The organism is Thermococcus profundus (assembly GCF_002214585.1).
GTDB lineage: Archaea > Methanobacteriota_B > Thermococci > Thermococcales > Thermococcaceae > Thermococcus > Thermococcus profundus.
On record NZ_CP014862.1, the window covers coordinates 1,677,280 to 1,702,686 of the forward strand.

At 54.2% G+C, this 25,407-nt stretch carries 22 protein-coding genes; 11 read left to right on the forward strand and 11 right to left on the reverse strand.

The window, feature by feature from the left end:
• Positions 1-17 precede the first annotated feature (17 nt).
• Positions 18-1,892 (reverse strand): ABC transporter substrate-binding protein, encoded by a 1,875-nt coding sequence (locus tag A3L09_RS09040; RefSeq protein ID WP_088858642.1) that lies wholly within the window; start codon positions 1,890-1,892, stop codon positions 18-20.
• Between the two features lie 235 nt (positions 1,893-2,127).
• Between A3L09_RS09040 and bgaS the strand changes: the two genes are divergently transcribed.
• The 3 genes from bgaS to A3L09_RS09055 are packed head-to-tail and all read left to right on the forward strand — an operon-like array spanning position 2,128 to position 4,237.
• Positions 2,128-3,582, forward strand: coding sequence for a beta-galactosidase BgaS (gene bgaS, locus A3L09_RS09045; protein WP_088858643.1), 1,455 nt, complete (start codon positions 2,128-2,130; stop codon positions 3,580-3,582).
• Positions 3,579-3,788: a hypothetical protein gene (locus A3L09_RS09050; protein ID WP_088858644.1), complete on the forward strand. Its 210-nt coding sequence runs from the start codon at positions 3,579-3,581 to the stop codon at positions 3,786-3,788. Before bgaS ends, A3L09_RS09050 begins: the two co-directional genes overlap by 4 nt.
• Positions 3,785-4,237: a type II toxin-antitoxin system VapC family toxin gene (locus tag A3L09_RS09055; RefSeq protein ID WP_088858645.1), complete on the forward strand. Its 453-nt coding sequence runs from the start codon at positions 3,785-3,787 to the stop codon at positions 4,235-4,237. Before A3L09_RS09050 ends, A3L09_RS09055 begins: the two co-directional genes overlap by 4 nt.
• On the opposite strand, the gene A3L09_RS09060 is transcribed toward A3L09_RS09055, so the two are convergent.
• On the reverse strand, positions 4,234-5,037 hold the full coding sequence (locus A3L09_RS09060) for a PIG-L deacetylase family protein (protein ID WP_088858646.1): 804 nt from the start codon (positions 5,035-5,037) through the stop codon (positions 4,234-4,236). The two genes, A3L09_RS09055 and A3L09_RS09060, sit on opposite strands and share 4 nt — an antisense overlap.
• A 75-nt stretch (positions 5,038-5,112) precedes the next feature.
• Positions 5,113-6,198, reverse strand: coding sequence for a radical SAM protein (locus A3L09_RS09065; RefSeq protein ID WP_088858647.1), 1,086 nt, complete (start codon positions 6,196-6,198; stop codon positions 5,113-5,115).
• Between the two features lie 73 nt (positions 6,199-6,271).
• Here A3L09_RS09065 and A3L09_RS09070 point away from each other — a divergent pair, with 73 nt between their 5' ends.
• The gene (locus A3L09_RS09070; RefSeq protein ID WP_088858648.1) at positions 6,272-6,634 is read left to right on the forward strand and encodes a ribonuclease P protein component 2; all 363 of its coding nucleotides are present in this window, start codon (positions 6,272-6,274) and stop codon (positions 6,632-6,634) included.
• Here A3L09_RS09070 and A3L09_RS09075 read toward each other — a convergent pair.
• The 6 genes from A3L09_RS09075 to A3L09_RS09100 are packed head-to-tail and all read right to left on the reverse strand — an operon-like array spanning position 6,631 to position 13,506.
• Positions 6,631-7,983 carry a glycogen/starch synthase gene (locus A3L09_RS09075; RefSeq protein WP_088858649.1) on the reverse strand — a complete coding sequence of 451 codons (1,353 nt, stop codon included), beginning with the start codon at positions 7,981-7,983 and terminating at the stop codon, positions 6,631-6,633. The two genes, A3L09_RS09070 and A3L09_RS09075, sit on opposite strands and share 4 nt — an antisense overlap.
• Before the next feature lie 53 nt (positions 7,984-8,036).
• Positions 8,037-9,065: an HTH-type sugar-sensing transcriptional regulator TrmB gene (gene trmB, locus A3L09_RS09080; protein WP_232473520.1), complete on the reverse strand. Its 1,029-nt coding sequence runs from the start codon at positions 9,063-9,065 to the stop codon at positions 8,037-8,039.
• 22 nt (positions 9,066-9,087) lie between these two features.
• Positions 9,088-10,326, reverse strand: a complete 1,239-nt coding sequence (gene treT / locus A3L09_RS09085) for a trehalose synthase (protein WP_088859042.1) — start codon at positions 10,324-10,326, stop codon at positions 9,088-9,090.
• Positions 10,327-10,336: 10 nt separating this feature from the next.
• Positions 10,337-11,173 carry a trehalose/maltose ABC transporter permease MalG gene (gene malG / locus A3L09_RS09090; protein WP_088858651.1) on the reverse strand — a complete coding sequence of 279 codons (837 nt, stop codon included), beginning with the start codon at positions 11,171-11,173 and terminating at the stop codon, positions 10,337-10,339.
• Positions 11,170-12,048, reverse strand: a complete 879-nt coding sequence (locus tag A3L09_RS09095; RefSeq protein WP_088858652.1) for a carbohydrate ABC transporter permease — start codon at positions 12,046-12,048, stop codon at positions 11,170-11,172. The genes malG and A3L09_RS09095 overlap by 4 nt, the downstream gene beginning before the upstream one ends.
• 60 nt (positions 12,049-12,108) lie before the next feature.
• Positions 12,109-13,506 carry an ABC transporter substrate-binding protein gene (locus tag A3L09_RS09100; protein ID WP_088858653.1) on the reverse strand — a complete coding sequence of 466 codons (1,398 nt, stop codon included), beginning with the start codon at positions 13,504-13,506 and terminating at the stop codon, positions 12,109-12,111.
• Between the two features lie 56 nt (positions 13,507-13,562).
• Here A3L09_RS09100 and A3L09_RS10910 point away from each other — a divergent pair, with 56 nt between their 5' ends.
• Positions 13,563-13,706, forward strand: a complete 144-nt coding sequence (locus tag A3L09_RS10910; RefSeq protein ID WP_157727226.1) for a hypothetical protein — start codon at positions 13,563-13,565, stop codon at positions 13,704-13,706.
• On the opposite strand, the gene A3L09_RS09105 is transcribed toward A3L09_RS10910, so the two are convergent.
• Both A3L09_RS09105 and trmBL1 read right to left on the reverse strand, forming a co-directional pair.
• Positions 13,685-14,194, reverse strand: coding sequence for a hypothetical protein (locus A3L09_RS09105; protein WP_088858654.1), 510 nt, complete (start codon positions 14,192-14,194; stop codon positions 13,685-13,687). The genes A3L09_RS10910 and A3L09_RS09105 overlap by 22 nt on opposite strands.
• Positions 14,195-14,271: 77 nt before the next feature.
• On the reverse strand, positions 14,272-15,294 hold the full coding sequence (trmBL1, locus tag A3L09_RS09110) for an HTH-type sugar sensing transcriptional regulator TrmBL1 (protein WP_088858655.1): 1,023 nt from the start codon (positions 15,292-15,294) through the stop codon (positions 14,272-14,274).
• A 72-nt stretch (positions 15,295-15,366) separates the two neighbouring features.
• On the opposite strand from trmBL1, the gene A3L09_RS11120 reads away from it, so the two are divergent.
• From A3L09_RS11120 to A3L09_RS09135, 6 genes are all read left to right on the forward strand, one after another.
• Complete coding sequence (locus A3L09_RS11120) at positions 15,367-15,684, forward strand: hypothetical protein (RefSeq protein WP_335755331.1); 318 nt, start codon at positions 15,367-15,369, stop codon at positions 15,682-15,684.
• A complete protein-coding gene (locus A3L09_RS09115; protein ID WP_335755332.1) occupies positions 15,665-17,299 on the forward strand; it encodes a glycoside hydrolase family 13 protein in 1,635 nt (544 codons plus the stop codon). The genes A3L09_RS11120 and A3L09_RS09115 overlap by 20 nt, the downstream gene beginning before the upstream one ends.
• Positions 17,300-17,402: 103 nt before the next feature.
• Positions 17,403-18,875, forward strand: a complete 1,473-nt coding sequence (locus A3L09_RS09120) for an extracellular solute-binding protein (protein ID WP_088858656.1) — start codon at positions 17,403-17,405, stop codon at positions 18,873-18,875.
• A 46-nt stretch (positions 18,876-18,921) separates the two neighbouring features.
• Positions 18,922-19,821 carry a carbohydrate ABC transporter permease gene (locus A3L09_RS09125; protein ID WP_088858657.1) on the forward strand — a complete coding sequence of 300 codons (900 nt, stop codon included), beginning with the start codon at positions 18,922-18,924 and terminating at the stop codon, positions 19,819-19,821.
• Positions 19,821-21,167 carry a sugar ABC transporter permease gene (locus A3L09_RS09130; RefSeq protein WP_088858658.1) on the forward strand — a complete coding sequence of 449 codons (1,347 nt, stop codon included), beginning with the start codon at positions 19,821-19,823 and terminating at the stop codon, positions 21,165-21,167. The genes A3L09_RS09125 and A3L09_RS09130 overlap by 1 nt, the downstream gene beginning before the upstream one ends.
• Before the next feature lie 48 nt (positions 21,168-21,215).
• On the forward strand, positions 21,216-25,403 hold the full coding sequence (locus A3L09_RS09135) for a glucodextranase DOMON-like domain-containing protein (protein WP_088858659.1): 4,188 nt from the start codon (positions 21,216-21,218) through the stop codon (positions 25,401-25,403).
• Positions 25,404-25,407 lie beyond the last annotated feature (4 nt).

A 25,407-nucleotide genomic window follows, 5' to 3' on the forward strand; every position in this document is an offset into this window, starting at 1 on the left:
ATAAAATGGAAAAAGAGTCAACGGCGCCTTCTCAGCAGCAGGGGAACCACTGCAAGGCCAACGATTGCCGCCGGGCCGCAGAGGCTTCCACCCTTCTCCGAAGAGCTTGTGGAGCTGGAAGCGGGGGGCTTAGTGGTGGTAGTGCTCTTGCTGGGCGTGGTCGTAGTTGGAGCTGTGGTTGTCTCGGTAGCTGGGGCTTTAGCGGGCTTGACGCCGAGGAGCGCCAGGGCAGTACCCCAGGTGCCGTAGTTCGTCCAGAAGATAGGGACTCCGTAGGGATCCTTCTCGTTTGGCCAGTTGGTCCAGTATTCAGTGTTGGCCTCATAGAAGAGCGTTGCCATGTAAACCGGAACCGCCGGAACGTCCTGAAGCCATATCTGGCAGAGCTGCTTTATGTACTGGGCCTCCTTGTTCTCATCGGTGGTCTTTCCGAACTCCTGAAGGATCTGGTCGACATTAGAGTTCTCGTACTTACCGTAGTTGGCGCCGCCGTTCTTTGAAAGAAGCATGTTGAACACGGCGTAGGCGCTCGGCTGGAAGGTTCCGGACCAGTGGAGTGCGAGATCAAAGTCCCCGCTCTGGAGGCTCTTGACGAAGAAGTTGGTCCAGTCACCCTTCTCTATGTCCACCTCTATTCCGAGGGCCTTGAGCTGGTTCGCTATTATCTCACCGGCCTGGAGCCAGTCGTTACAGCCGGCACAGGTGACGAACTTGAGCTTGAGAGGCTTGCCGTTGTACTCCCTGATGCCATCGCCGTTGGTGTCCTTTATTCCGGCCTCGTCGAGGAGCTTTATGGCATCCTGGATGTCGCCGTACTTCCAGCCGTACTGGTTGATGAGATCATCTATGCCAACTTTGTTGCCCCACTTGGTAAGGAGACCTGGCCCAAAGGGAACCTGCTTGGGAACGTCGCTTATCGGGCCCTGGTTAACGATCTGGTACGGGTTGATCGCCATTGCTATCGCCCTTCTGACCTTCGGGTTGTCGAGGGGAGCGTGCTTGGTGTTGAAGTAGAGGAGAACGGGGGCAACGGGCGGGAAGTAGGGGTACTTATCAAGCCAGCTCGCCAGGTTGGGGTTCTTCTGCTTGGCCGAGACTATATCAATGTAATAAGTGCCAACGTCGAGGTCGCCCTTTATGAACATGTTAGCTGCCTGGTTGTTGTCGGTAACGTAGAGCTGGACTATGTACTTCGGTCCCGGCTTTCCAAAAACTTTAGCACCCCACCAGTCGTCGTTCCTCTCCAGAATGGCCTTCTCCTGTCCAACTATCTCCTTGAGCTTGTAGGCGCCAGAACCAACGAGGTACTTCATCTCATCGCCCGTGAAGGTCATCTTGGGTATCTTCTGGGGGTCTATCTTCTCGAAGATGTGCTTCGGGACTATGAGCGCACCCTGGCCCCAGCCGAAGAACATCTGAAGCTGCCAGAGCTGGTAGTTGGGAGTCCCATCGAAGATGAACTGAACGGTCCTGTCGTCAACGGCCTTTATCTCCTTCACTCCCAGTTTGGTCCAGTTCCTCAGACCGATCTTCTGATAGTATTCGTAGGAGAACTTAACGTCCTCTGCGGTAAGCGGTTTGCCGTCCTGCCACTTCAGGCCGGATCTGAGTTTTACCTCAAAAACTGTGTCGCTAACCCACTTGCCGCTTTCCGCAAGCCATGGTTTTAGCTCTCCCGTCATGAAGTTGAACATGAAGAGGGGTTCAAAAACCAGACCGTCCATTCCAAGCACCGAACCTCCGGTGAAAGGATTGGCGTTTGTTGGGGGGGCACTATTGGCAGTGTACAGAGTCTCGTTCCTTGGCAGACTCTCTGCCGCCAAACCGTATCCAGCCCCTAAGAGGCTGGTAAGGAAAATTGCCAGGAGACCCATCGCAACGGCTTTCCTCATAGACACCACCACTTATAAAGTCGGTCAATTTTATATTTTATGCCCTATCTATATAAACTTTTCTACATGGGTTTAAGAGGATAATTGCAAAAAGGCCCACATTTCCACACTCAAGTGTTGTCGGCAATCATCATTGGAAGCCAAAAATTCCCAGTAAGATGGAATACCAATGTTGCGAAAATTATAAAAGAAGTCGAAGTTATAAAATACAGAGCCAATTAAAAGAGGTGGAAATATGAAGGAGTTCATGTGGGGCGTTGTGCAGTCAGCTTTTCAGTTTGAGATGGGGGACCCCCTCAGGAGGTTCATGGACACGAGGACCGACTGGTGGTACTGGGTTCGGGATCCGTTTAACATAAAAAACGACCTCGTGAGCGGTCATCTTCCGGAGAACGGCATTAACAACTACGGCCTCTACGAGATCGACCATCAGCTCGCGAAGGACATGGGGTTAAACGCGTACCAGATAACCGTGGAGTGGAGCAGGATTTTTCCATGCCCTACCTACGGCGTTGAGGTCGACTTTGAGAGGGATTCGTACGGGTTGATAAAGAGAATAAAGATAACCGAGGAAACCCTCCGCGAGCTCGAAGGGCTTGCGAACCTGAGGGAAGTGAAACACTACCGGGAAGTTCTTGGAAACCTCAAGAAACTCGGATTTTCTACCTTCGTTACCCTCAACCACCAAACCCAGCCAATATGGCTCCACGATCCAATAGAGGTTAGACAGAACTTTGAGAAAGCAAGGGCAAGGGGATGGGTCGATGAGAAGGCCATAATCGAGTTCGCAAAGTTCGCGGCTTTTGCCGCTTGGAAGTTCGGTGACCTGGTGGACTTCTGGGCAACTTTCGATGAGCCCATGGTGACGGTTGAGCTCGGCTATCTTGCACCCTACGTGGGGTGGCCACCCGGGATACTGAACCCGAAAGCCGCCAAGTCAGTGATCATCAACCAGCTCGTTGGGCATGCCAGGGCCTACGACGCCGTCAAGGCGTTCTCGGATAAACCCGTTGGGATAATCCTCAACATAATACCCGCGTACCCGCGCGATCCAAACGATCCGAAGGACGTGAAGGCAACCGAAAACTACGACCTGTTCCACAACAGAATATTCCTCGACGGCGTCAACGAAGGCAAGGTTGACCTTGAATTCAGCAGGGACTACGTAAAAATCGACCACCTGAAGAGAAACGACTGGATAGGCGATAACTACTACACCAGGGAGGTCATCAGGTACACCGAGCCCAAATACGATGAGCTCCCAATAATAAACTTCGTTGGAACGGAAGGGTACGGATACTCCTCCGATCCCAACAGCGTCTCAAAGGACAACAACCCAACGAGCGACTTCGGATGGGAGTGCTTCCCGAAGGGAATGTACGACTCAATCATGATTGGAAACGAGTACGGAAAGCCAATTTACATAACCGAGAACGGCATAGCCGATTCAAGGGACCTTTTAAGGCCGAGATACATTCAGGAGCATGTGAAAAAGATGTTTGAGGCGGTTCAAGCCGGAGCCGATGTAAGGGGCTATTTCCACTGGGCTCTGACAGATAACTACGAGTGGGCGATGGGTTTTAAAATAAAGTTCGGGCTCTATGAGGTGGATCCAATAAGCAAACAGAGAATACCAAGACCCAGGAGCATAGAGGCCTACAAGAAAACTGTGCAGGAGGGATTACCTTGAAGACAATAGCCGTTGATGAGAACACCTGGAAGAAGATAAAGCTCCTCAAGGACAAGCTTGACGCCAGATCCTACGATGAGGTGCTCCAGAAGCTCATAGAAACATGGCATCTGGTCGAGCTGGACAAAAAGGTGGAGGACGTAATCGTCGAGGACGATGAAGCCGAGATGCTCCTCAGAGTTATCAAGGAGAGGGATAAACAATGACCCTCCCGGACAGCATCCTCTTTGACGCAACGTCGATGATAAAGATGCACACGGCGAGCAGGAGAAGGCTCCTTGAAGTAACCCTGGCCAAGTTCAACGTCTTCGTCCCCGTAATTTCAATTTACAAGTACCTGGTCTCAAAAGCTTACATAAACAGGAAGATAGAGAACGAATTCAAAGTCCTCAAAGAGATCTACTCCGTCCTGCCTCTCACCGATGACATCGTGATCCACGGCGCAAAGATAGAGGCCAAACTCCTCAAGAAGGGCCTGAGACTCGAAGTCGATGACATTCTCACCGGTACGTTCGCCATAAAGCATAGAATGCTCCTAGTGACAGCCGATCCCGAAAGGTACAAAGCCCTCACGGAGTTCGGACTCGATCTGATGGATCTCGACAGATTCCTGAAGGAAGTTGAAAGAATGGTTGAAGAGGAGCTAAAAGCTTAGATAAGCTCGGCAAATGGGCAGATATGCAGAAACAGCCCCGGAATAAACCTTATGCCCTCGGCATATTTATGCCCGCTCATTTTTCCATAGTACAAAGCTATCGTCCTCAGGTAAGGCTCCCACAGCTCCCAAACGTCCTCAGTGAACTGACTCCTGTGCACCCTCACTGCCTCCAGCTTGGTTTCCATAACGTCCGTTATATCAACGAAATAATTGGGTTTGTGTGTGTAGTAAAAACCAACCGCCGGGAGGCTGTGGGGCTCCAGTCCCGCTATTGAATCCGATCTGCTGAAGTTCGGAAGACCGGAGAAGCTGACCGCCTCAAGTCCAAGAAGTCCTGCGTGCCTGTGATCCAGATGGCCTTCGTAGGGCAGCCAGGGGTCGGGCATCAAAACCATCTCAGGCTTCTCCTTCCTTATCACAGTAACGATCTCCTTTCTGACCTCCCGGGTGTAGGGCAGTTCTGTGTCCCCAAAGTCGAGGGAGTGTATTTTTTTAACCCCGAGGATCTCGGCGCTCTTCCTCTCCTCCTCAAGCCTGGTCAGGGCGAGTTCGTGCCTCGAAACGGTTTCATCGGTGGTTCCCATGGAGCCGTCTGTGAGGAGGAGGTAGACAACCTCTATTCCTGAGTCCGTGAGCCTCTTAATCGTGCCCCCTAATCCGATGGCGCAGTCATCGGGGTGAGGTTCTATGCAGAGGACTTTTTGCACATCCTTGAACGGCTCGTTGATCTTGAAATCGAGCTTGTCCAGCAGAGCTGAAAAAGCCTCGTCAAAGGTCTCAAACTCCTCGAACGCCACTCCAGTCACCCATATTTATAACCAAGCCAGATTTTATAACGATTGTGGTTTATATGAAAGGCAAAAGTTTGATAATTATGGAAGGGGAACCCTCTCGACCTCGAGCCGGTCCCACGTCGGGTACTCCTCCACTATGAAGAACTTCACATTCCCCTCGATCGCGTCAGCAAGCTCAACAGCTACCTCCTCCGGCATCTCTATCCTGCCCTTCTCGCGGTTGATGTGAAGCCACTCCCCCGGAACTTCCGCTTCCTCAACGAGGAACTCGTAGAGCTCGTCAAGGTCATCGTACTCAGCTATGCCGAAGCGGAGCGTCCCCTCCTCGGTTATCTCCATGTAGGGCTTAGCAACGTTCCTCGCCATTCTCCTGAGGCGGTTTTTGAGCTGGACTGCATCTTTCAGCTTGGCGGTGCACAGGTGGTAGCTCAGAGAGGTGTTTTCCTCGCCCCACTCAAGGAACTCAAGGCCCAGTTCGAGGGAGCCCTTTATCGCCGAGCTCTCGTCGCTGACCGGCTGAAAGCCCATGTCTAGGAGCGTTTTAAGCGTCATCTCGCTGAACTCCAGCTCGTTCACGTTGAGGAATCTCGCTCCATGTTTGTCGAGGAACTCCGCGTACCACTTCATTCTCTCCATCTGGCCGGGGATTGAAGGGATTTCTCCCCCAACGTCCCAGTCGAAGTCAAAGGCATTCTTTATGTTCTCTATTTCAACTTTGAAGAGCTTGGAGTTTGGATTGAAGAGATCCGGATGGAAGCGTATCTCATCGAGTCCGGCGTCGTAGAGCTTCGAGAGGGCCTTTTCGGTTGCTAAAGCCCCAGTGGTGTAGAGGTGGATGTGGAAGTCCTCCCCAAAGTTCTCCTTGAGGGCTTTTATGTACCCCACGGTTCTTTCCAATCTCGCTAAAGGATCCCCTCCCGTAACCCCAGCACCTTTGGCTTCCTGTATCATGGCCTCTTCAATGACCTCATCAACGCTTTTAACCGGTCTCTCGTTGGCGTAAACGACGTCTTCTCTCCTCCAGGGGCTGAGGGGGCAGTAGAAGCAGTCCCTTGGGCACTTTCCTGTAGTGAAAAGAACGAGCTTCTCACCCCTAACGCAGAGCTGACAGCCTTTAGGAAGTTCTCTCACGGCGTATGAAAAGTACGGCGTCTCCCAGACCAACAGTCCCACCTCGCTAGCTCAGGTCGGGGCATGGCTTAAAAAGGTTGGTGGCCAAATCCGTGGAGGTGTGAAAATGAGGGAGAAGCCGAAGTACCTGCCGCCAACCCTTAGGGACAAGAACAGATACATTGCCTTTCAGGTAATCGGAGAGCGCCCCTTCAAGAAGGAGGAGATAAAAAGGGTCATCTGGGATGCCAGCCTCTCAGCCCTCGGCTTTCTAGGCTCCGCCCGGGCCAAGCCCTGGTTCATAAAGTTCGACGAAAAGAGCCAGACCGGGATAGCAAGGGTCGACAGGAAGTACGTGGAGGAGCTCCGCTTTGCCCTGACAATGATCACGGAGATAAATGGCTCAAAAGTCATCTTCAGAACCCTTGGAGTCTCTGGAACAATAAAAAGGCTGAAAAAGAAGTTTTTGAAGGAATTCGGCTGGAGCTAGCGGAGGAAGGACATCGCCTTGTCCACACCGTTTTCATAGACCTTCACGTATCTCCTGCAGGCTCTTTCCCAGGTGAAGTCCTCCCTGGCGTGCCTCTTTCCGTTCTCCCTGAGCCCATTTAGGGTTTCCTCGTCGAGTTCCATGGCGCGTACTATGGCCTTTGCGAGAGAAAAAGCATCTCTGGGTGGAACGAGAAAACCCGTAGCCCTCTCAGGATCCGCTTCGAGATCTACTACCGTGTCCTTAATCCCCCCAACGGCGCTGCCTATCGGAACCGCCCCGAGACACATGGCCTCAAGCTGTACCAATCCAAAAGGTTCGAAGTAGGAAGGGATTATCACGAAGTCCACGGAGCCGTAGAGCTCACGGACGAACTCCCTGGGCAGGAGTTCGGTTATCACCTTGACGTTCTCCGGGAACTGGCTTTCCATCCGTCTCGCCATGGCTTCAAGCTCGGGATCTCCCTTACCTATGATGATGAAGCGCATCTCCCTGAAGGCAGGGTCTTTAGAGAGGAGTTCTACAGCTTTGAGGAGAGTATCCACCCCCTTCTGTGCCCTGTCGAAGCGTCCTATGAACATGAAGGCCCTGCCGTCGGGGAGGCCGAGCTTTTCCAGAATCCTCTTTCTCCGCTCTTCCCTGGGGAGATCCTTCATCTCCATCAGCTCCTCGTTCCAGAAGGAGCACTCTATCCCGTTGAAAACGTGAGTAACCTTGCCCTCGAAGAGGCCGAAGAAGCTCCACTCCTCCCAGAGGTAGCTCCTGCTGACGGTGGTTACGGCATCGGCTATGTACGCGGCGGTGTGCTCGGGGTCGAGGTCAGGATAAGGCGCGAGTTCGGCGAGGTTTGCCTCGTGGAAGTAGAGAGCCGGGACCTTGGCCCTGTTGAGCCTGTGTACCGTGAAGACGCTCCTTATCCCAAAGTACTTCTTCAAAAGGCCTAGAGCGAAGACCGTATGCCAGTCGTGGGCGTGAACCACATCGGGCTTGAAGTCATTGATTATCCTGTTGAGGAGACCAGCGCTGGCCTTTCCAAAGAGAACCGCTTTCCTAAGCATTCCGTCCCAGCCAGGACCGTAAACATCGGGGTCGCTCAAAACCCCGCCGGAGAGGGAGTAGAGGGTGACACCGTTTTGAGTTCTCTTCCTCACGGTCACCTCAACCCTCTCTCCGAAGGAAGTTATCTCAAAGGTCTCCGCCGGCTCACCGAGGTTCCGTCCGTGGTCGGGTGTGAAGACAACGACCTCGTGGCCAAGTCTGGCCAGGCCCTCGGCTATGCTTGTTAGAGCCTCGGCCAGGCCCCCAACTTTGACCGGCAGGTACTCAAAGCCAAGCATCAGAATCCTCATTACGCATCACCGATGGGAACTCTCAGGTGGAGGTCTTAACCCTTTTGAACCGCTCAATCAGAAGCCAGTCCAAACCTCACGTCGGTGCTCTCGTAGTCCTCAACAACCGCGAACATTCCCCCGACTTTAACGACTCCCCCCTCAGTCTCAATGTGGATGTTGTTCACCGCCTCCTTGAGGGAAAGGGTGTAGCCAACCACCAGTCCCTGCAGTGTCTCGTACTTTCCGGTCTTCAGATGCCTCCCCTGAACCACCGCGGTTATCTGACTCTCCTGAAGGTGGCGTCTCACGAAGTCCGCAGCATGAAACATCGCGAAGAACCTGATATCGCTGGGGTTGTTGAGAACCTCCGCCTCAAGTTCAGACTCCTTGAAGATCTCTATTATAAGGCTGTACTGGGAGAAGATTATCTCCGGATACGTGGATTTGAACGCGGGAGGGTTCTTGGAGTTGAACGCGACGTTCTGGACGGTTATCACTTCCCTCCCATCGACCATGCCAACTATGTGGTTGAGCTTGTAAAAGCGCCTCAGAAAGAGGTTGCCCTTTCCCGAGAACATCGAGAGATCGGGGACCCTGTCAGTATAGATAGAGACGGTTACACCCCTCTCGAAAGTGGCCACGAGATCGTCCCTGATGCAGTCAAAGAACTCGCTCGGAATGACCACCACCACCTCGTTTCTAGCCGACGAGAGGGACTCCCGAAACATCTCGAGGGCCTCTTTGAAATCCCTGCTCCTCCATATCGCGGGCCTCTCTTCTTCGGGCTTTACCTCCCTGAGGGCCCGTTCAAACTGCTCCATTATCTCCTCAAGCTCCTTTTTGAACCTCAGAAAGGCTATCCTGGGTGAGTAGGCGGCATACACTTTCGGGTTCCCCTCAACCTCTGTGACGAACCCCCTCTTCCTCAGGGAGGAGATGGTGTCGTAAACCCTGTTGTAAGGCACCCCGCTCTTGGAGGAGACCTCCTTCGCTGTGCTGGGGCCGTAGACGAGGAGGGTCCAGTAGGTAAGCGTTTCATACTTCGTGAAGCCTATCTCACTGAGGGCCTGCGCGAGGTTGGGGGGAATTTCCATCGTCATCACCGGCTATAAGGTAAAAGGCTTAAAAAGAGTTTAGGAGGTCGAGGTACCTTTCGAGGTGCCGCGTTATTATGAAGTTCTCCCTGACCCTCTCCTTGGCCTGCCTTCCCATCTCCTCCGCCACTTCGGGATGCCTGAGGAGATACAGGACCTTTTCAACGGCTTCCTCCACGCCGTCCACCAGAAAGCCAGTCTTCCCGTCGACTATCTGAAGCTTTATGCCCCCAACGGCCCTCCCTATCACAGGTTTCTCCTTCCACATGGCCTCGGTGACGGTCAGCCCAAAGCCTTCCCTTATCGACATCTGAAGCACCACGTCGCTGGCCCTCTGGAAGGCGTTGACTTCCCTGGCGTGAACCCCGTTGAGGTTTGTCAGGACTTTCACGTCGTAGTCCTCTCCTATCTTCCTCAGGGTCTTCTCGAAGTACACCCAGCCCTCGGGGTCGTCGTGGGCCATCACGCCAACTAGGAGCAGCTGAACCTCGGGAACTCTCTCCTTGACCTTTCTGTACACGTCTATAACTTCAAAGACGCCCTTCCATGGGTCAAAGCGGGCGACCTGGGTCAGTATTGGCCTGTCAGGGTCAACATCGAACCTTTCGAGTGTTTTGAGTATCTCTGTTTCACCCAGCTCCCTGTTCTTCTCGCTCAGCGGGTCTATAGAGGGAGGCATTATCACAACTTTTTCCATATCAAGGTCTTCCCTGACGTAGTCCTCCATGTGGAATATGTACCGGTCGTACTTAGCGACGAACTCCCTGAGGAAGCTCCAGAAATCCCCGTTGGGGTCGCTCAGGTCAATGTGGCACCTCCATATCCAGGGCCCTCTCTTCTCGTAGAACTCTATCAGCGGAGCCGGCTGGGGGTCGTGGACGAGGACGTAGTCGAAGGAGCCGAGGTCAACGTCTTCGGCGTTCTTCCTGTTGGTCTCCAGGTACAGCCTCTTCATCTCCTCCGTGAGCTTCAGCTCCCTGTTCCCTTGGAGGGCGTTGTGGAAGCTCTTGGTGACGTTGAAGAACTCGTCGCTGCCTTCTATGACGAACCACCGCGCGTCCAGGCCAGTGTCCCTCATGAGGGGGATGAGGTTGTGGAGTATCTCCGCCACGCCACCGCCAAATGAGGTGGAGTTCACGTTGGCGAAGCTCCTCCCTCTAAGCCCTTCTGCCTTCTCCCTGATCCGCTCCAGGCTCTCCTCCCCGATTATTTCCCTGTAATCCTCCAGCCTCTTTCCTTCTCCACCGAACTTCTCAACCTCAAACATTTCTGTCACCTCATTCACCTTTCAGGGCTCCAGCGGTGAGTCCGCTGACTATGTACTTCTGGAACACGAGGGCTAGAACAACCAACGGTATGGTGGATATTGCCGATGCGGCCATTATGTTGCCCCACGGAACCTCTCCGTGAACCCCCTGGAAGAGGGCGATGCCGACGGGCACGGTTCTGGCCCTGTGATCCGTGGTGAACAGGAGGGCGAACATGAACTCGTTGAAAGCCGCTATGAAGACCAAGAGGGCCGTTGAAAATAAAGCCGGTGCTGAGAGTGGAAGCACAACCTTGTAAAGGGCCTGGAACCTTGAAGCCCCGTCTATGAGCGCTGCCTCATCGAGATCCTTAGGAAGCTGGGTGAAGTAGCTCAGCAGGATCCAGAGGGCCAGGGGCATTGTCCAGGCGACGTAGGGGAAGAACAGGGCCTTGTACGTGTTTATCCACCCGAGCCGCTCTATGAACTTGAAGAGGTAGCCGACCAGGCTTATCTGGGGGAACATTGAAAGTCCCAGGACGAAGATGGGAACTGCGAGCCTTCCCCTGAACCTTATTCTGGAAACTGCGTAGGCTCCAAGAGCCGACACGCTGACGGTGACTATAGTTACTAGCGTCGCTATTACCATGCTGTTCCTGAAGTAGTCGAGGAAGTGCAGTGTTGGATCGCCGAGAACCGTCCGATAGTTGTTCACCGTGAACTCGAAATGGACGTAGGGGGAACCGAGGAATGTGGCGTCCTTCGTAAAGGAGATGACCAGCATCCATATGAACGGAAACAGGCAGAGAAGGACCATGAGGACGGCCCCTACGACCGTCAGCGTTTTCTTCAGCTCCTTCTCGTTCACTTCAATCCCTCCTGGAACTTCCCTATTTTGAGGTAAACTATTGTGAAGCTCAGAACCGTCAAGAAGGTCAGGATCGAAATCGCTGAACCAACCCCGTAGTCGCCGAGGTTGTAGTAGTTAAAGGCCAGGAGGGAAACAGAAGTCGTGGCTCCTCCGGGACCGCCTCCGGTGAGGACGTAGATTATGTCAAAGACCCTCAGGGCGTCGATAGTTCTCAGCGTCACGGCCACTATCAAAACCGGCCTCAGGAGGGGAAGCGTTATGTGCCAGAACCTCTGGAACATCGTTGCCCCGTCTATTATGGCCGCCTCGTACGCGTCCTTCGGAATGGCCTGAAGGCCGGCCAGCAGGAGAAGGGTCATGAAAGGCGTCGTCTTCCAAACATCTGCGAAGACCACCGCGAAGAACGCGCTTATGGGGGTTCCAAACCAGTTAACGGTTCCAAGGCCCAGATGGGAAAAGATCCAGTTGAAGAGGCCGTAGCTGTAGTTGTACATTAGCTGCCAAGTCCTCGCGGAGATTATAGTCGGAACCGCCCAGGGAATCAGAACAACGGCCCTCAGGATTCCCCGACCCTTGATCTCCTCGTTCAGGATGAGCGCGAAGACGAGACCCAGAATCGTCTCCAAACTTACACTCACAACCGAGAACGCAACGGTGACAAAGAAGGAGTGCCAGAACTCCGGCTTCTCAAGCACCGTCACGTAGTTCCTAAGGCCCACGAACTTGAAGCCGGGTATGAAGGTAACGTCCCTGTGGAGACTTATCCAGAAGGTCCCAAGAACCGGGATTATGATGAAGAGCACGACGAAGGCCAGCATGGGAGAGAGCATTCCGTAGGCCAGCTTCTCCTCCCTGTACTCTATTCTGCCCATCCGCACCACCCTTACGACCAGTGATTCTTAAAGGCCAGACGAAGGAAGAAAAGAAAAGGATCAGCTGTACTGCTTCACGAGATCCCCCGCCTCTTTCTGGGCCTGGTCAAGGGCATCCTGCGGGCTCATGCTTCCAGCTAAGGCCGCGTTCACGTACTTCTGTATGATCTGGCTGAGCTGCGGGTAGTATGGAACTATCGGCCTCGGTACCGCGTTCTCAAAGACGCTCCTCAGGTTCTTCAGGTGCGGGGCCGCCTTGAGGACATCCTGATCGTTGTAGACGTCGGTTCTTCCCGGGTTCCAGCCGAGGTGTATCGCAAAGCCCTTCTGCTGTTCATAGCTCTCGACGAACTTAACGAAGGCCCAAGCGAGCTCCTTGTTGTCCGAGTACCTGCTTATTCCAATGTGCCAGCCACCAAGGGTGGCCGCGCTCTTGTGCCCTGGGAAGTGCGGGAGCGGCGAGATTCCAACCTTACCCCTAACAGGAGAGTCGTTGGCGTTGTGGAGGCCCCAGGCGTAGGGCCAGTTCCTCTCAAAGGCGGCGTTGCCCTGCTGGAAGGTGAGCCTGACGGGTTCCTCTGTCATCTCGGTGTAGGTGTTGGGCGGGGAGATCTTGTACTTGTGGATCAGATCAACCATGAACTGGAGCGCCTGGACGTTCTCGGGCTTGTTCAGGGTCGGAACCCACTTTCCGTTCTCAAAGTGTCCAAGCTCACCGCCGTTGCTGTAAACGTACTCAACGAAGTCGCAGACGAGGCCCTCGTACTGCTTGCCCTGCCAGACGAAGCCCCAGAAGTTGGAGTTGCTTCCCCTCTCCCCCTGCTGGATCTTCTGGGCCATGTCAACGAGCTGGTCCCAGGTCTCAGGCGGGTTGTCATAGCCGTACTTCTGGAGGAGATCCTTCCTATAGTACAGAAGGCCGGCGTCAACGTAGACAGGGAGGGCCCAGAGCTTGCCGTTCTGCTTGTCGGCAAGGTTGACGACGCTCTGGAAGAAGACGCTCAGGTCGTAGTTGTCCTTCTGGACGTAGGAATCGAGGGGTTCAAGCCAGCCGGAGGAGATGAACTGTCCAAGCCAGGCAACGTCCATCAGGAAAACGTCGGGGTCGCTTGACTTTGCCCTGAGGGCGTTCACGAGGTCGAGCCTCCTCTGGTCGGTGTCCGTGGCCTGCCTCTTGAGCTCGACCTTAACACCTGGATACTTCTTCTCAAAGGCCGCTATAACTCCCTTCCAGTACTCTATCTCGTTGGGAGCGCCTCCAACGGCGAAGACTATCTTACCGCTGAGCTTGGGGGACTGGGTGGTAGTCTTACCCGAACTCGAACTAGTGGTTTTGCTTGGGCTTGAGGTGGTGTTTCCACCTCCTCCACCGCCAATACAGCCGCTAGCCACTACTGAAAAAACAACCAAAGCCACCAAAAGCAGACTCAATATACCGCTTTTCGGGAGTGCCCTCATTTGAAGCACCTCAAAACTTGTGTATACTAAAAGTATATATACATTGCGGTGCCGCGATGAAGCCTCCTGAATCTAAAAACTCCCCCGACGAAAAGAGAAACAACGAGGAAATTCAAACCAACCCATTGAATTTTTACTTTGAGTACAAAACAAGCCAAGAAAAGGGAAAGAATTTTAGTCACTGGGAAGAAGCTTTTTGAGGCTCTTTTTTCACATAACCAAAGGCCGCACCCAGTATGAAAGCCAGCCAAGCGAGGATATAGCCTGCATGGGGGGTTAAGGACGCGTTCTCAGAGCTGAGGCTAGGAATGCTGTACATTACCAGGGTCAGAATCGTCATCCCGATTATACCCATCACGTGGCCCCATCTGCTCCACAGGCCGATGATCGCACCGAGGAGCACCAGGAATGGCATGAGGGCCAGCGCCTCGGATATGAGGATGTAGGTTCTGGCCAGGGGGGTGTAGTTCCCGTCCTCGTCAATCAAGTCCTCGGACTCCGTTCCCTTGGAGAGTTCACTGGCCACGTGTTCCTGTATGTAGTCCTCGGACATGGCCGCCAGCTCGGGGTACCCAAGCTGCCGGGTTCCTGAGCTGAAGTAGGAGTGGTAGGAGGTTTGAACCCAGGGAACCGCTATGAAGGTTATGAGAACCATAACCGCGGCTATCGTACTCACGGCCCTGCTCATGGTACCACCCCAAAAAGAAACATTGAGGTATTTTTATCTTTTTTGATGCATCGGTGAAAGAAAGTTCAAAAATATACTCAGTCGAGGAGGATGAACTTCTCCCCCTCAACGTCCTCGAAGTAGCTTCCTATACCGCCGACCTTCAGTTCTTTTCCGTTGTACTTGAAGGTAACGTTGGCGGTGAGCGGCGTGTACTCGTAGTCAACTATATCCCCATCGAGCGTCACGGGCTCCTTGGTGTCGATCATCCTGCCGGCTATCTCGGCCTTCCTCGGCAGGCCCGCAAACTTGAGCACCGTGATCAGGGTTCTTATGTTGACTAGGGACAGAGGTTTGGGGAGCTCTTCATAGCCGAGGGGTTTTATGACCTCGCTGTTGTCAAAGTATATCGTGTAGAACCAGTGCATATAGTTCTGGATTATCCTGGGGCTCTTGGCCCAGAATGAATAGAACTTCTCCCTCCTTTTGTCCTGTGGGAGTGCACCGAAGAAGAGCGCGTAGTCTATGTCCCCGATTATCCAGCTGGCCATGAGCCAGGGGGCGCCCCCGCTCCTAGCGAGTATTATGTTGTCACCGTTGAGCCATTCTGGAACGTCATCGAAGTTGCTCACTATGACGAAGACAACATCCTTCCTGCCCTTTATCTCCTTCTTCAGGAGATTGAGGAATTCAAACGGCGTGTTTATTAAAACCTCATGCTTGGCGCTCCTTATGACGTACTCCGCCCTCTCGAGGGTGTTGTCAAAGCCCTGAATCGTCCATATCTCCGGAAGCTCCTCCCCGTGAACCTCACGGTAGAGGTCAAGGAAAGCCGCTTTGAGGCTCTCTATGTCCTGAACTATCTCATCCTTCATCTTCTCCAGAACAACCTCGGGGTTGACGGGTTTGTACAGCCTCGGGGAGCCCTGCATAACATCGACGAAGCCCTTCCTGTGGAGGGAGCTCAGAACGTCGTAAACCCTGGTGTGGGGAATGCCGCTCTCCTTGGTTATATCCGTGGCCTTGCTCGGCCCGAGCTTGAGAAGCGTTATGTATGCCAAGCTCTCGTACTTCGTGAGCCCGAGCTTTTGAAGTTTTTCTATGATCTCCTCTTCCCTCATCCTTAGACCCCCAACAAATTTAAGTTCACTGCCGGCAGTTTATTCATCACCAGTGATACAAGGGTGGTTGAAGTGTATAAAACTTTCGGGTTCATTGAGGACGAGACCTTCGGAAGGCTCGCCGAAGTCGAATTCTCAGTTCCAGCTGGAGACGAAGAATACGCCTACCTCCTCGGCAACTTCAACGCTTTCAACGAGGGAAGCTTCAGGATGAAAAGGACCGGTGAGCGCTGGACTATCAGAGTTTTCCTCCCGGAAGGACGCTGGAGGTACGCCTTTTCCCTTGGGGGGGGAGTTCACACTCGATCCGGAAAACCCCAGCACCGAGCTTTACCGGAGGCCCTCCTACAAGTTCGAGAGAGAAGTGAGCGTGGCGGAAATAGCGGGTGAGGAAGATGTTTTCCACAGGTCATCACTTCTCTACCTCTACCGCTTCGGCGGGAGGATCCATGCCATTCTGCGGGCAAAGGCAGGTTTTATAAAATCCGCCTCTTTCGTGCTTGAAAAACCGAAACGTCTCAAGATACCAATGGTGCGTAAGGCAGAGGGGGTTCCCTTCGACTACTTTGAAGCGGTGGTTCACGGTATCGAGGGCGAACTTGAATACAGGTTCATCATAGACAAGGCCTCGGGGAGTGAGGAACTAGGCCCATTCACTTCATATGCTAGGGAGCTTGAAGCGCCGAACTGGCCCCTTGAGAGCGTCTTCTACCAGATAATGCCGGACCGCTTTGCCGGAGGCTTTGAAAAGTCCAACCTCACCCCTGGAGAGAGGTTTCACGGTGGCGACCTGGTAGGGCTGAGAAACCGCATCGACCACCTTCGGGATCTAGGGATCAACGCCCTCTACCTCACGCCCATCTTCGAATCGATGACATACCACGGCTACGACATCATCGACTACCACAGCGTAGCCGAGAGATTGGGGGGAGATAAGGCCTTCGGGGAGCTTCTCGCGTCACTGAATGGGGCAGGCATCCGGCTCGTTCTGGACGGTGTTTTTCACCACACGAGCTTCTTTCACCCCTGGTTCCAGGACCTAATCAAAAACGGGGAAAAAAGCAGGTACAAGGACTTTTACCGGGTTACGGGCTTCCCTGTCGTTTCTGATGAGTTCATGGAGACCCTCCTCTCGGACGAACCGTGGGTCGAGAAGTACACCAAGCTGAAGAAGCTGGGGTGGAACTACGAGAGCTTCTTCTCGGTCTGGCTGATGCCTAGGTTGAACCACGAGAATCCCGAAGTGAAGAAGTTCGTCACCGAGGTCATGAACTACTGGATTGAAAGGGGTGCAGACGGCTGGAGGCTCGACGTCGCCCACGGTGTTCCTCCGGATTTCTGGGGGGAAATCCGGAAGGGCCTTCCAAGAGAAGCCTATCTGTTCGGCGAGGTCATGGACGATTCAAGGCTCTATCTCTTCGACAAATTCCACGGGGTTATGAACTACGCCCTCTACGATGCCGTGCTGAGGTTCTTCGTTTTTGAGGAGATAACTGCTGAGGAGTTCCTGAACGAACTCGAACTCATCAGCGCCCACTACGGCCCGGCGGAGCACTACGCCTACAACTTCCTGGACAACCACGATACGGAGAGGTTCATCGATCTAGTTGGGGGAGATAAGAGGAGATACCTGTGCGCCCTCACGTTTCTCCTGACGTATAAGGGGATTCCTTCCATATTCTATGGAGACGAGATTGGGCTCGGGGGATCCGGAGAGGGGATGGGCGCCGGAAGAACTCCAATGCCCTGGGATAGGAGTAGGTGGGATGAAGAGATCCTAAGGGCCACCAAGGAACTGATCCGGCTCAGGAGATCGAGCAGGGCCCTTCAGATTGGAGAGTTTCTGCCGATTCATTTCAGAGGCAGGAGCCTAATCTACACCAGGGTTCATCGTGACGAGAAGATCGTTGTCGGAATAAACTGCTCGTCTAAGGCACTGAAGATCGACCTACCAGGTATAGGAAGGCTAGAGATCGGGCCCTTCTCGTCCAGGGTTATACAGTGATGCAAATCCAGGGGGCCGGTGGCTGAAGCTTGCCAGGAAAGCGCAAGATATATATATCACCGTCGATGATACTCTACTGCCAAAACGCGGTGGGTGATGAAGAATGAAAAAAGGACTGTTTACACTGCTTTTGATTGGAATTTTGGTCTTTGGAGTAGTGGCCAGCGGCTGTATTGGCGGTGGAGGAGGCGGAAACACCACCTCAAGCCCAAGCAAAACCACCACCACAAGCCAGTCCCAGACCACAACCACAAGCCAGAGCAAGACCACTACCACTACAACCACCATCACCAAGACAACCACAACGACCGCACCTGAGACCACCACAACCACGACCACGGCCCCCGCCACGACAACCACTACCACCACAACCACTACAACGACCACGACCACAACCCAGCCCGCGACCACCACAACCACGACCACTAGCACTCAGGGTCAGGAGGTTACAATAGTCCTCTGGCATGCTATGGGTGAGGCTGAGGCTCAAACCTTCAAGGATCTCATTGCAGAATTCGAGATCGAACACCCGAACATAAAGATCCAGATGGAGTACAAGGCCAGCCTCGAAACAGCACTCAAAGCCGCCATCCCAGCAGGAAAAGGCCCCGACCTCTTCATCTGGGCCCACGACTGGATCGGCAAATTCGCCGACGGCGGACTCCTCAAACCAATAGACGATTACATCCCAGCCGACTTCAAGGACAACTTCGTCCCACTCGCCCAAGACGCTTTCGAGTACAAGGGGCACTACTACGGCGTCCCCTTCGCGGCCGAGACCGTCGCCCTCATCTACAACAAGGACCTCGTTAAGAACCCGCCCAAGAACTTTGATGAAATGAAGCAAATCATGGAGCAGTACAACGATCCAGACAACGGCAAGTACGGAATAGCCACTCCCGTCGACCCATACTTCATCTCAGGATGGGTCCACGCCTTCGGCGGCTACTACTTCGACGACGCCACCGAAACCCCCGGCCTCGACAAGCCCGAAACCCTCGAAGGCTTCCAGTTCTTCTTCAACGAAATCTGGCCATACATGGCCCACAGCAGGGACTACAACACCCAATTCAGCATCTTCACCGACGGAAACGCGCCGTTCATGATCAACGGCCCGTGGAGCATTTCAGGAGTCAAGGAAGCAGGCATTGACTTCGGCGTCGAACCGCTCCCGCCGATAGAGAAGGACGGTAAGACTTACTACCCGAGGCCCTACGGTGGCGTTAAGCTGATCTACGTTACTGCCAACGCTAAAGACGAGAAGATGCAAGCCATCTGGGAGTTCCTCAAGTGGTTCTCGACGAGCGAGGACGTTGCCCTGACTCTCGCCTTCCAGAACGGTTACGTGCCGGTTCTTCAGAGCGTCTCTGACAATCCGGACATTCAGAGTGATCCAGTGATAAGCGGTTACATGAAGGCTCTCGAGCACGCTTACCTGATGCCGAAGAGCACCAAGATGGGTTCTGTCTGGGGTCCGGTTGACCAGGCCATCACAGACTACATCGGCGGCAAGAAAACCCTCGAACAAGCCCTCCAAGACGCCCAACAACAAATACTCAAAGCCATCGGTGGATGATCCCCTTTTTCCTTTTCTATAAACCTGAGAAAAAGAGGTGGATAAAATGAAGAAGAGCACCACCGCCGCTCTGATGCTCATAACTCCAGGTATCGTGGCATTCCTGTTTTTCAACATCTACCCCATAGTTTACTCCATCTACATCGCCTTTACAAACGCCCAGCTGGGCAACTTCCCGGTACAGACACCCAACGCACCCCATCTAAAGTTTGTGGGGCTTGAGAACTTCAGATGGGCCCTCAACGACCCGGGCTTCCGCTCGGCGTTCCTCTGGACATGGGTCTTCGTGGCAACGAGCGTTACCCTCAAGGTTCTCGCAGGAATACTGCTGTCCGTCCTATACAACAGCAAGTACGTCATCGGCAAGTCCCTCTACAGGGCCCTCCTTATAATCCCCTGGGCGCTCCCGCTTCTGTTCTCGATAACCGTCTGGCGCTTCATGTTTGACCCCGTTCTGGGGCCCGTCAACATAATCCTGCGCGATATAGGGGTCTCAAATCCTCCCGACTGGATGAACAACGCCTTCTACGGCTTTATAGCCCTAAACATAATCGAAGTCTGGCTGGCGTACCCGTTTATGATGACGGTGATAACGTCGGCCCTCCAGAGCGTTCCGGACATACTGGTGGAGGCCGCCATAATAGACGGTGCCAACTACTGGCAGAGGCTCACCAAGGTTGTCATCCCCATAGTCAGCAAGCCCATAGCCTTCTCCACGATACTCACGAGCGCGGCCAGCTTCCAGTACTTCATGGTGCCGTTCCTCTACAACGGTTCCCTGTTCCAGGACAGGTTCCTGCTCCTGTACGGCTACCAGAAGGCCTTCGGTGCCTCAATACCGCACTACGGTAAGGCAGCCGCGGTTCTGTTCATAGCCACCATAATCCTCGCCATCTACATGTACGTCAGCATGAAGATAACCAAGCTCCAGGAGGGTGCCAGCTGATGAAGATCGGAGTTGATTTTAACTTCAAAAACAGGAGGGAAGTCCTTAAGGCCGCAGGAATTACCCTGCTGGCCATACTGGTGATGGCGGTAATACTCTTCCCGGTCTACTACATGTTCACAATCTCCCTAAAACCGCAGGGAACCATAGCATCCACTTCAATAGACCTGATACCAGACAAGGTGACCCTCGAAAACTACAGGGAGATAGTCGTCGGACACAAAGAGGTCACCGTCAAGGGAAAGATCTTCAACATAACGAGTGAGGGGGGAAAACTCATAGGCACGGACTACACGATAGAGTACACTGGCGGTACCCTCTGGGGCAAGTCCTACATCAACTCCCAGTTCAATCTCAAATACGTGAGCGACATGAAGATCGAGGGGGCCAACAAGACAGTCCAGAACGGCCAGGAAAGATACGTAAAAGGCAAGTTCGCTTCGATGAACGCCAAAGAGATCGATTCCAGTGTGGGTGTCATCGGCAAAGTGTACCTGAAGGCCAAGGAGGTCAAGATAACCGTTGAGAATCCCGAGAAGAGCAGGATATCCCTGAAGGGCCTCACAAAGGTAGGAAACAACACCTACATCGGCAGGGACGTCACCCTCAAGCTCCCAGGAAGGGTCAGGATAGACTCCAAATCCGGGAAGCTCGAAGTCAAGGACTTCTACTTCGTCCTGGTGAACAAAGTCGGCGGACAGTTCCTCGGCTACCTCAAAAGGAGCCTCATCATAGCCACCCTGACGGTCATACTGACGCTGATCTTCGTCATACCAGCGGCCTACGCGTTCTCAAGGCTCAAGTTCTTCGGAAGGGAGCACGTGCTGTACTTCTACCTGATGTTCACCCAGGTCTCGGGAGGTCTTGGAATAGCGGGGCTTGTCGCGTTGTACGGAATGCTCGTCAAGCTCGGCCTCACGGACAATCTCTACGTCCTGCCCTTTATCTACGCCGCCGGAAGCGTTCCCTTCAACACCTGGCTCCTCAAGAGCTACCTCGACTCGATAAGCACGGACTTCGACGAGGCGGCCTTAGTAGACGGCGCCAGCTACCTCCAGATCATAAGGCACGTCCTCCTCCCGATGGCCCTGCCGGGTATAGCCACAGTATCGATCTTCGCCTTCATCGGCGGCTGGACGGAGCTTATCATAGCGAACCTCCTGCTCTCAGAGAAGAACTACCCGCTCACAGTTTGGCTCTTCAGCATGCTCAACGACCTGAGAAACGTTTCATGGAACCAGTTCTCAGCGGCGGCGCTTCTCTTCGCACTGCCGGTATTCATAATGTTCCTCCTGGCCCAGAACTACATAAAGAGCGGTCTGACGGTTGGAGGTCTGAAGGAGTGATTTCGTTGTTTGAATTTCCTACCTTTACATTATCGGAGGTGTAGTGTGATGTTGAGAGGAAGGATGAAATTCGGCCTTTCCCTGCTCCTGATAGGGTTCATGGCCCTGAGCGTGTTCAGCATGGGCTTCGGCAGGGCCGACGAGAGCGGTCAGCCGAAGCCACTTAACGTCATAATAGTGTGGCACCAGCACCAGCCATACTACTACGACCCCGTCCTCGGTGTTTACACGAGGCCGTGGGTCAGGCTCCACGCGGCCAACAACTACTGGAAGATGGCCCACTACCTAAGCGAGTACCCAGAGGTGCACGCCACGATAGACCTCTCGGGCTCCCTCATAGCCCAGCTCGCTGACTACATGCACGGCAAGGAGGACATCCTTCAGATAATAAGCTACAAACTCGCAAACGGGGCACCGCTCACCCTCGATGACAAGTGGCAGATGCTCCAGGTTCCGGGTGGCTTCTTCGACCACACGATCCCCTGGAACGGCGAGCCAGTAACAGATAAGAACGGGAACCCCGCGAGGGACTTCTGGGATCACTACACCGAGCTCAAAGACAAGCTCATGAACGCAAAGCAGAAGTACGCGAACCTTCCCCTTGACGAGCAGAAGGTTGCGATAACCAACGAGTTCACGGAACAGGACTACATAGACCTCGCGGTTTATTTCAACCTCGCCTGGATCGACTACGAGTACATAATGGAACACCCCGAACTCAAGGCCATCTACGACAAAGTTGACGAGGGCGGCTACACGAGGGACGACCTCAAGACCGTTCTCGATGCCCAGACCTGGCTTCTCAACCACACCTTCGAGGAGCACGAGAAGATAAACTACCTCCTCGGCAACGGGAACGTTGAGGTTACCGTCGTCCCCTACGCACACCCGATAGGGCCGATACTCAACGACTTCGGCTGGGAGAGCGACTTCGACGCCCACGTCAAGAAGGCCCATGAGCTCTACAAGGAGTACCTCGGCAACGGAACCGTCACACCCAGGGGCGGCTGGGCGGCCGAGAGCGCCCTCAACGACAAGACCCTTGAGATACTCGCCAACAACGGCTGGCAGTGGGTCATGACCGACCAGATGGTTCTCCAAAAGATGGGCATTCCGAACACAATTGACAACTACTACCACCCGTGGGTGGCCCAGTTCGGGGACAAGAAGATCTACCTCTTCCCGAGGAATCACGACCTCAGCGACCGCGTCGGCTTCCGCTACTCTGGAATGAACCAGGAGCAGGCGGTTGAGGACTTTGTCGGCGAGCTCCTAAAGATCCAGAAGCAGAACTACGACGGTTCCCTCGTCTACGTGGTCACGCTCGACGGTGAGAACCCATGGGAGCACTACCCCTACGATGGAAAGCTCTTCCTAACCAAGCTCTACGAAAAGCTTACCGAGCTCCAGAAAGAGGGGCTCATAAGGACGGTTACCCCAAGCGAGTATATCCAGCTCTACGGCGACAAGGCCAACCAGCTCACCCCGAAGAACATGAGGTACCTCGACCTTGCGAGCAACCCTGAAGCCCTCACAAAGGCGCAGAGCCTCAACGAGCTCTACGACATGATCGGGGTTGATGGAGAGCACCAGTGGCCCGAATCCAGCTGGATCGACGGAACGCTCTCGACTTGGATAGGCGAGCCCCAGGAGAGCTACGCCTGGTACTGGCTTTACAAAGCCAGAAAGACCCTGATGGAAAAGAAAGACGCCATGGACATCTCCAGCTGGGAGAACGCCAATGAGTACCTCCTCCGTGCGGAGGCCAGCGACTGGTTCTGGTGGTACGGCCAGGATCAGGACAGCGGGCAGGACTTCGCCTTCGACCGCTACTTCAAGACATACCTCTACGAGATCTACCGCCTCTCCAACGCCACAATTCCGGACTACCTCTACGGCAACTACTTCCCAGACGGCGAGCCCTACGTAAAGCGCGCCCTTGACGGCCTTAAAGAGGACCAGGTGAACACGTACTCAAGTCTCTCACCAATGGCAAAGAGCGTCAGCGTCTACTTTGACTCAGAGGGACTTCACTTCGTAGTCACCGGAAACCTGAGCGAGTTCGAGGTCAGCATCTGGGAACCCAACAGACACGTTGGAAACACCTTCACCCTGCTCCAGAACAGGCCCGAGGGGCTCAGGTATACCACCTGGCCGTACTCAGCGGACAGCGTTGGACTCATGATAACGAAGCACGTTGTCTACGTGAACGGAACCGCAATTCTCTACAACGCCACGGACTACGAGAACAGCGAGACCCTCGGAAACCTCACCGTTAACGCGGAGAACGGAAGCATCGATGTCGTTGTTCCCTTCGACTACATAGAGAGCCCAAGCGACTTCTACTTCGCGGTCTCAACCGTCAAGGATGGGAACCTCGAGGTCATAAGCACCCCCGTCGAGCTGAAGCTCCCGGTTCAGGTTAAGGGAGCGGTAATAGCCGACATCAAGGATCCCGAAGGGGACGACCACGGGCCGGGAACCTACACTTACCCGACTGACGGAGTATTCAAGCCCGGAGCCTTCGACCTCCTCCGCTTCAGGATGCTCGAGCAGACCGACGGATACGTGATGGAGTTCTACTTCAAGAACCTCGGCGACAACCCGTGGAACGGACCGAACGGCTTCAGCCTCCAGATCATTGAAGTCTACCTCGACTTCAAAGAGGGAGGGAACTCCTCAGCAATCAAGATGTTCCCGGACGGGCCAGGAGCGAATGTGAACCTCGATCCCGATCACCCATGGGACGTGGCTCTGAGAATCGCCGGCTGGGACTACGGGAACATCATTGTCCTGCCAAACGGCACCGCGATACAGGGTGAAATGAAGATCTCAGCTGATCCCACGAAGAACGCAATAATCGTTAAGGTGCCCAAGAAGTACATCCAGATAAACGAGGACTACGGCCTCTGGGGAGACGTCCTAGTCGGCTCTCAGGATGGTTACGGGCCTGACAAGTGGAGGCCCGTGGCAGTCCAGGCCGAGCAGTGGAAACTCGGAGGCGGAGACGTCGATGCTATCATAAACGGCGTCCAGCCGAGGGTCGTTGACGAACTCGTTCCGGCAGGCTTCACGCCCACTCAGGAAGAGCAGCTGAGCAGCTACGATGCAGAAAACGCGGAGAGGGCCACCGTAAAGGCAATCCCCATACTCAAGACCGGAATAGTGGTCAGGGATCCCGAAGGGGACGACCACGGCCCTGGAACCTACACCTACCCGACCGATCCAGTGTTTGTACCCGGGGCCTTCGACCTTCTCAAGTTCAAGCTGGTGGACGAAGATGACCACTGGCATATGGAGTTCTATTTCAAGAACCTCGGCGACAATCCATGGAACGGACCCAACGGCTTCAGCCTCCAGATAATCGAGGCCTACTTTGACTTCAGGGACGGAGGAAACTCTTCAGCGATCAAGATGTTCCCGGACGGGCCGGGAGCGAACGTGAACCTCGATCCCGACCACCCGTGGGATATCGCCCTCAGAATCGCCGGCTGGGACTACGGAAACCTCATAGTCCTCCCGAACGGCACATCATACCAGGGTGAAATGAAGATCTCAGCGGACCCGACGAAGAACGCAATCATGGTGGACCTTCCGAAGAGGTACATGCCGGAACCGGGCAAGTATGGACTCTACGCAGCGGTCCTCACAGGATCTCAGGACGGTTACGGGCCGGACAAGTGGAGGCCCGTGGCAGTCCAGGCCGAGCAGTGGAAAGTCGGCGGTGGGGACGTCGATGCCATTATAGCGGGAGTCGAACCAAGGGTAATGGACCTCCTCGCTCCGGAAGGGTTCACCCCGACCCAGGAGGATCAGCTCCAGAGCTACGACGCAGAAAACGGGCACAGGGCGACGGTTCTCATGATACCCCTCATCGAGGGAACGGGAGCCGGAGGAACTACCACCACTACAACCACCCAGACGACTACAACGACAACTACCACCCAGACAACCACTACAACCACCACAACTACAACGACCACCACAACAGCCCCAGCCACTACCACTACAACCACCTTCCCCGGAAGCGGAAGCGGGTCGACCACCACAACCGTATCCACCACAACAACCATCCAGCCCACAACGACGACAACTACAACCACCACAACTACGACGACAACCAGCCCACAGGGCACCACAACGACTTCGAGCAGCAAGGGCGGCGGAAGAATCTGCGGTCCAGCTGCACTCGTTGGACTGGCGATAATACCCCTCCTCATCAGGAGGAGAGAGTGACCCC

Excerpts from the sequence above, each read along its gene's own strand:
- A3L09_RS09040 (WP_088858642.1), bottom strand. The coding sequence starts at position 1,892 with ATGAGGAAAGCCGTTGCGATGGGTCTCCTGGCAATTTTCCTTACCAGC.
- bgaS (WP_088858643.1), top strand. The coding sequence starts at position 2,128 with ATGAAGGAGTTCATGTGGGGCGTTGTGCAGTCAGCTTTTCAGTTTGAG.
- A3L09_RS09055 (WP_088858645.1), top strand. The coding sequence starts at position 3,785 with ATGACCCTCCCGGACAGCATCCTCTTTGACGCAACGTCGATGATAAAG.
- A3L09_RS09070 (WP_088858648.1), top strand. The coding sequence starts at position 6,272 with ATGAGGGAGAAGCCGAAGTACCTGCCGCCAACCCTTAGGGACAAGAAC.
- A3L09_RS09075 (WP_088858649.1), bottom strand. The coding sequence starts at position 7,983 with ATGAGGATTCTGATGCTTGGCTTTGAGTACCTGCCGGTCAAAGTTGGG.
- trmB (WP_232473520.1), bottom strand. The coding sequence starts at position 9,065 with ATGACGATGGAAATTCCCCCCAACCTCGCGCAGGCCCTCAGTGAGATA.
- treT (WP_088859042.1), bottom strand. The coding sequence starts at position 10,326 with ATGTTTGAGGTTGAGAAGTTCGGTGGAGAAGGAAAGAGGCTGGAGGAT.
- A3L09_RS09095 (WP_088858652.1), bottom strand. The coding sequence starts at position 12,048 with ATGGGCAGAATAGAGTACAGGGAGGAGAAGCTGGCCTACGGAATGCTC.
- A3L09_RS09100 (WP_088858653.1), bottom strand. The coding sequence starts at position 13,506 with ATGAGGGCACTCCCGAAAAGCGGTATATTGAGTCTGCTTTTGGTGGCT.
- A3L09_RS10910 (WP_157727226.1), top strand. The coding sequence starts at position 13,563 with ATGAAGCCTCCTGAATCTAAAAACTCCCCCGACGAAAAGAGAAACAAC.
- A3L09_RS09105 (WP_088858654.1), bottom strand. The coding sequence starts at position 14,194 with ATGAGCAGGGCCGTGAGTACGATAGCCGCGGTTATGGTTCTCATAACC.
- trmBL1 (WP_088858655.1), bottom strand. The coding sequence starts at position 15,294 with ATGAGGGAAGAGGAGATCATAGAAAAACTTCAAAAGCTCGGGCTCACG.
- A3L09_RS09120 (WP_088858656.1), top strand. The coding sequence starts at position 17,403 with ATGAAAAAAGGACTGTTTACACTGCTTTTGATTGGAATTTTGGTCTTT.
- A3L09_RS09125 (WP_088858657.1), top strand. The coding sequence starts at position 18,922 with ATGAAGAAGAGCACCACCGCCGCTCTGATGCTCATAACTCCAGGTATC.
- A3L09_RS09130 (WP_088858658.1), top strand. The coding sequence starts at position 19,821 with ATGAAGATCGGAGTTGATTTTAACTTCAAAAACAGGAGGGAAGTCCTT.
- A3L09_RS09135 (WP_088858659.1), top strand. The coding sequence starts at position 21,216 with ATGTTGAGAGGAAGGATGAAATTCGGCCTTTCCCTGCTCCTGATAGGG.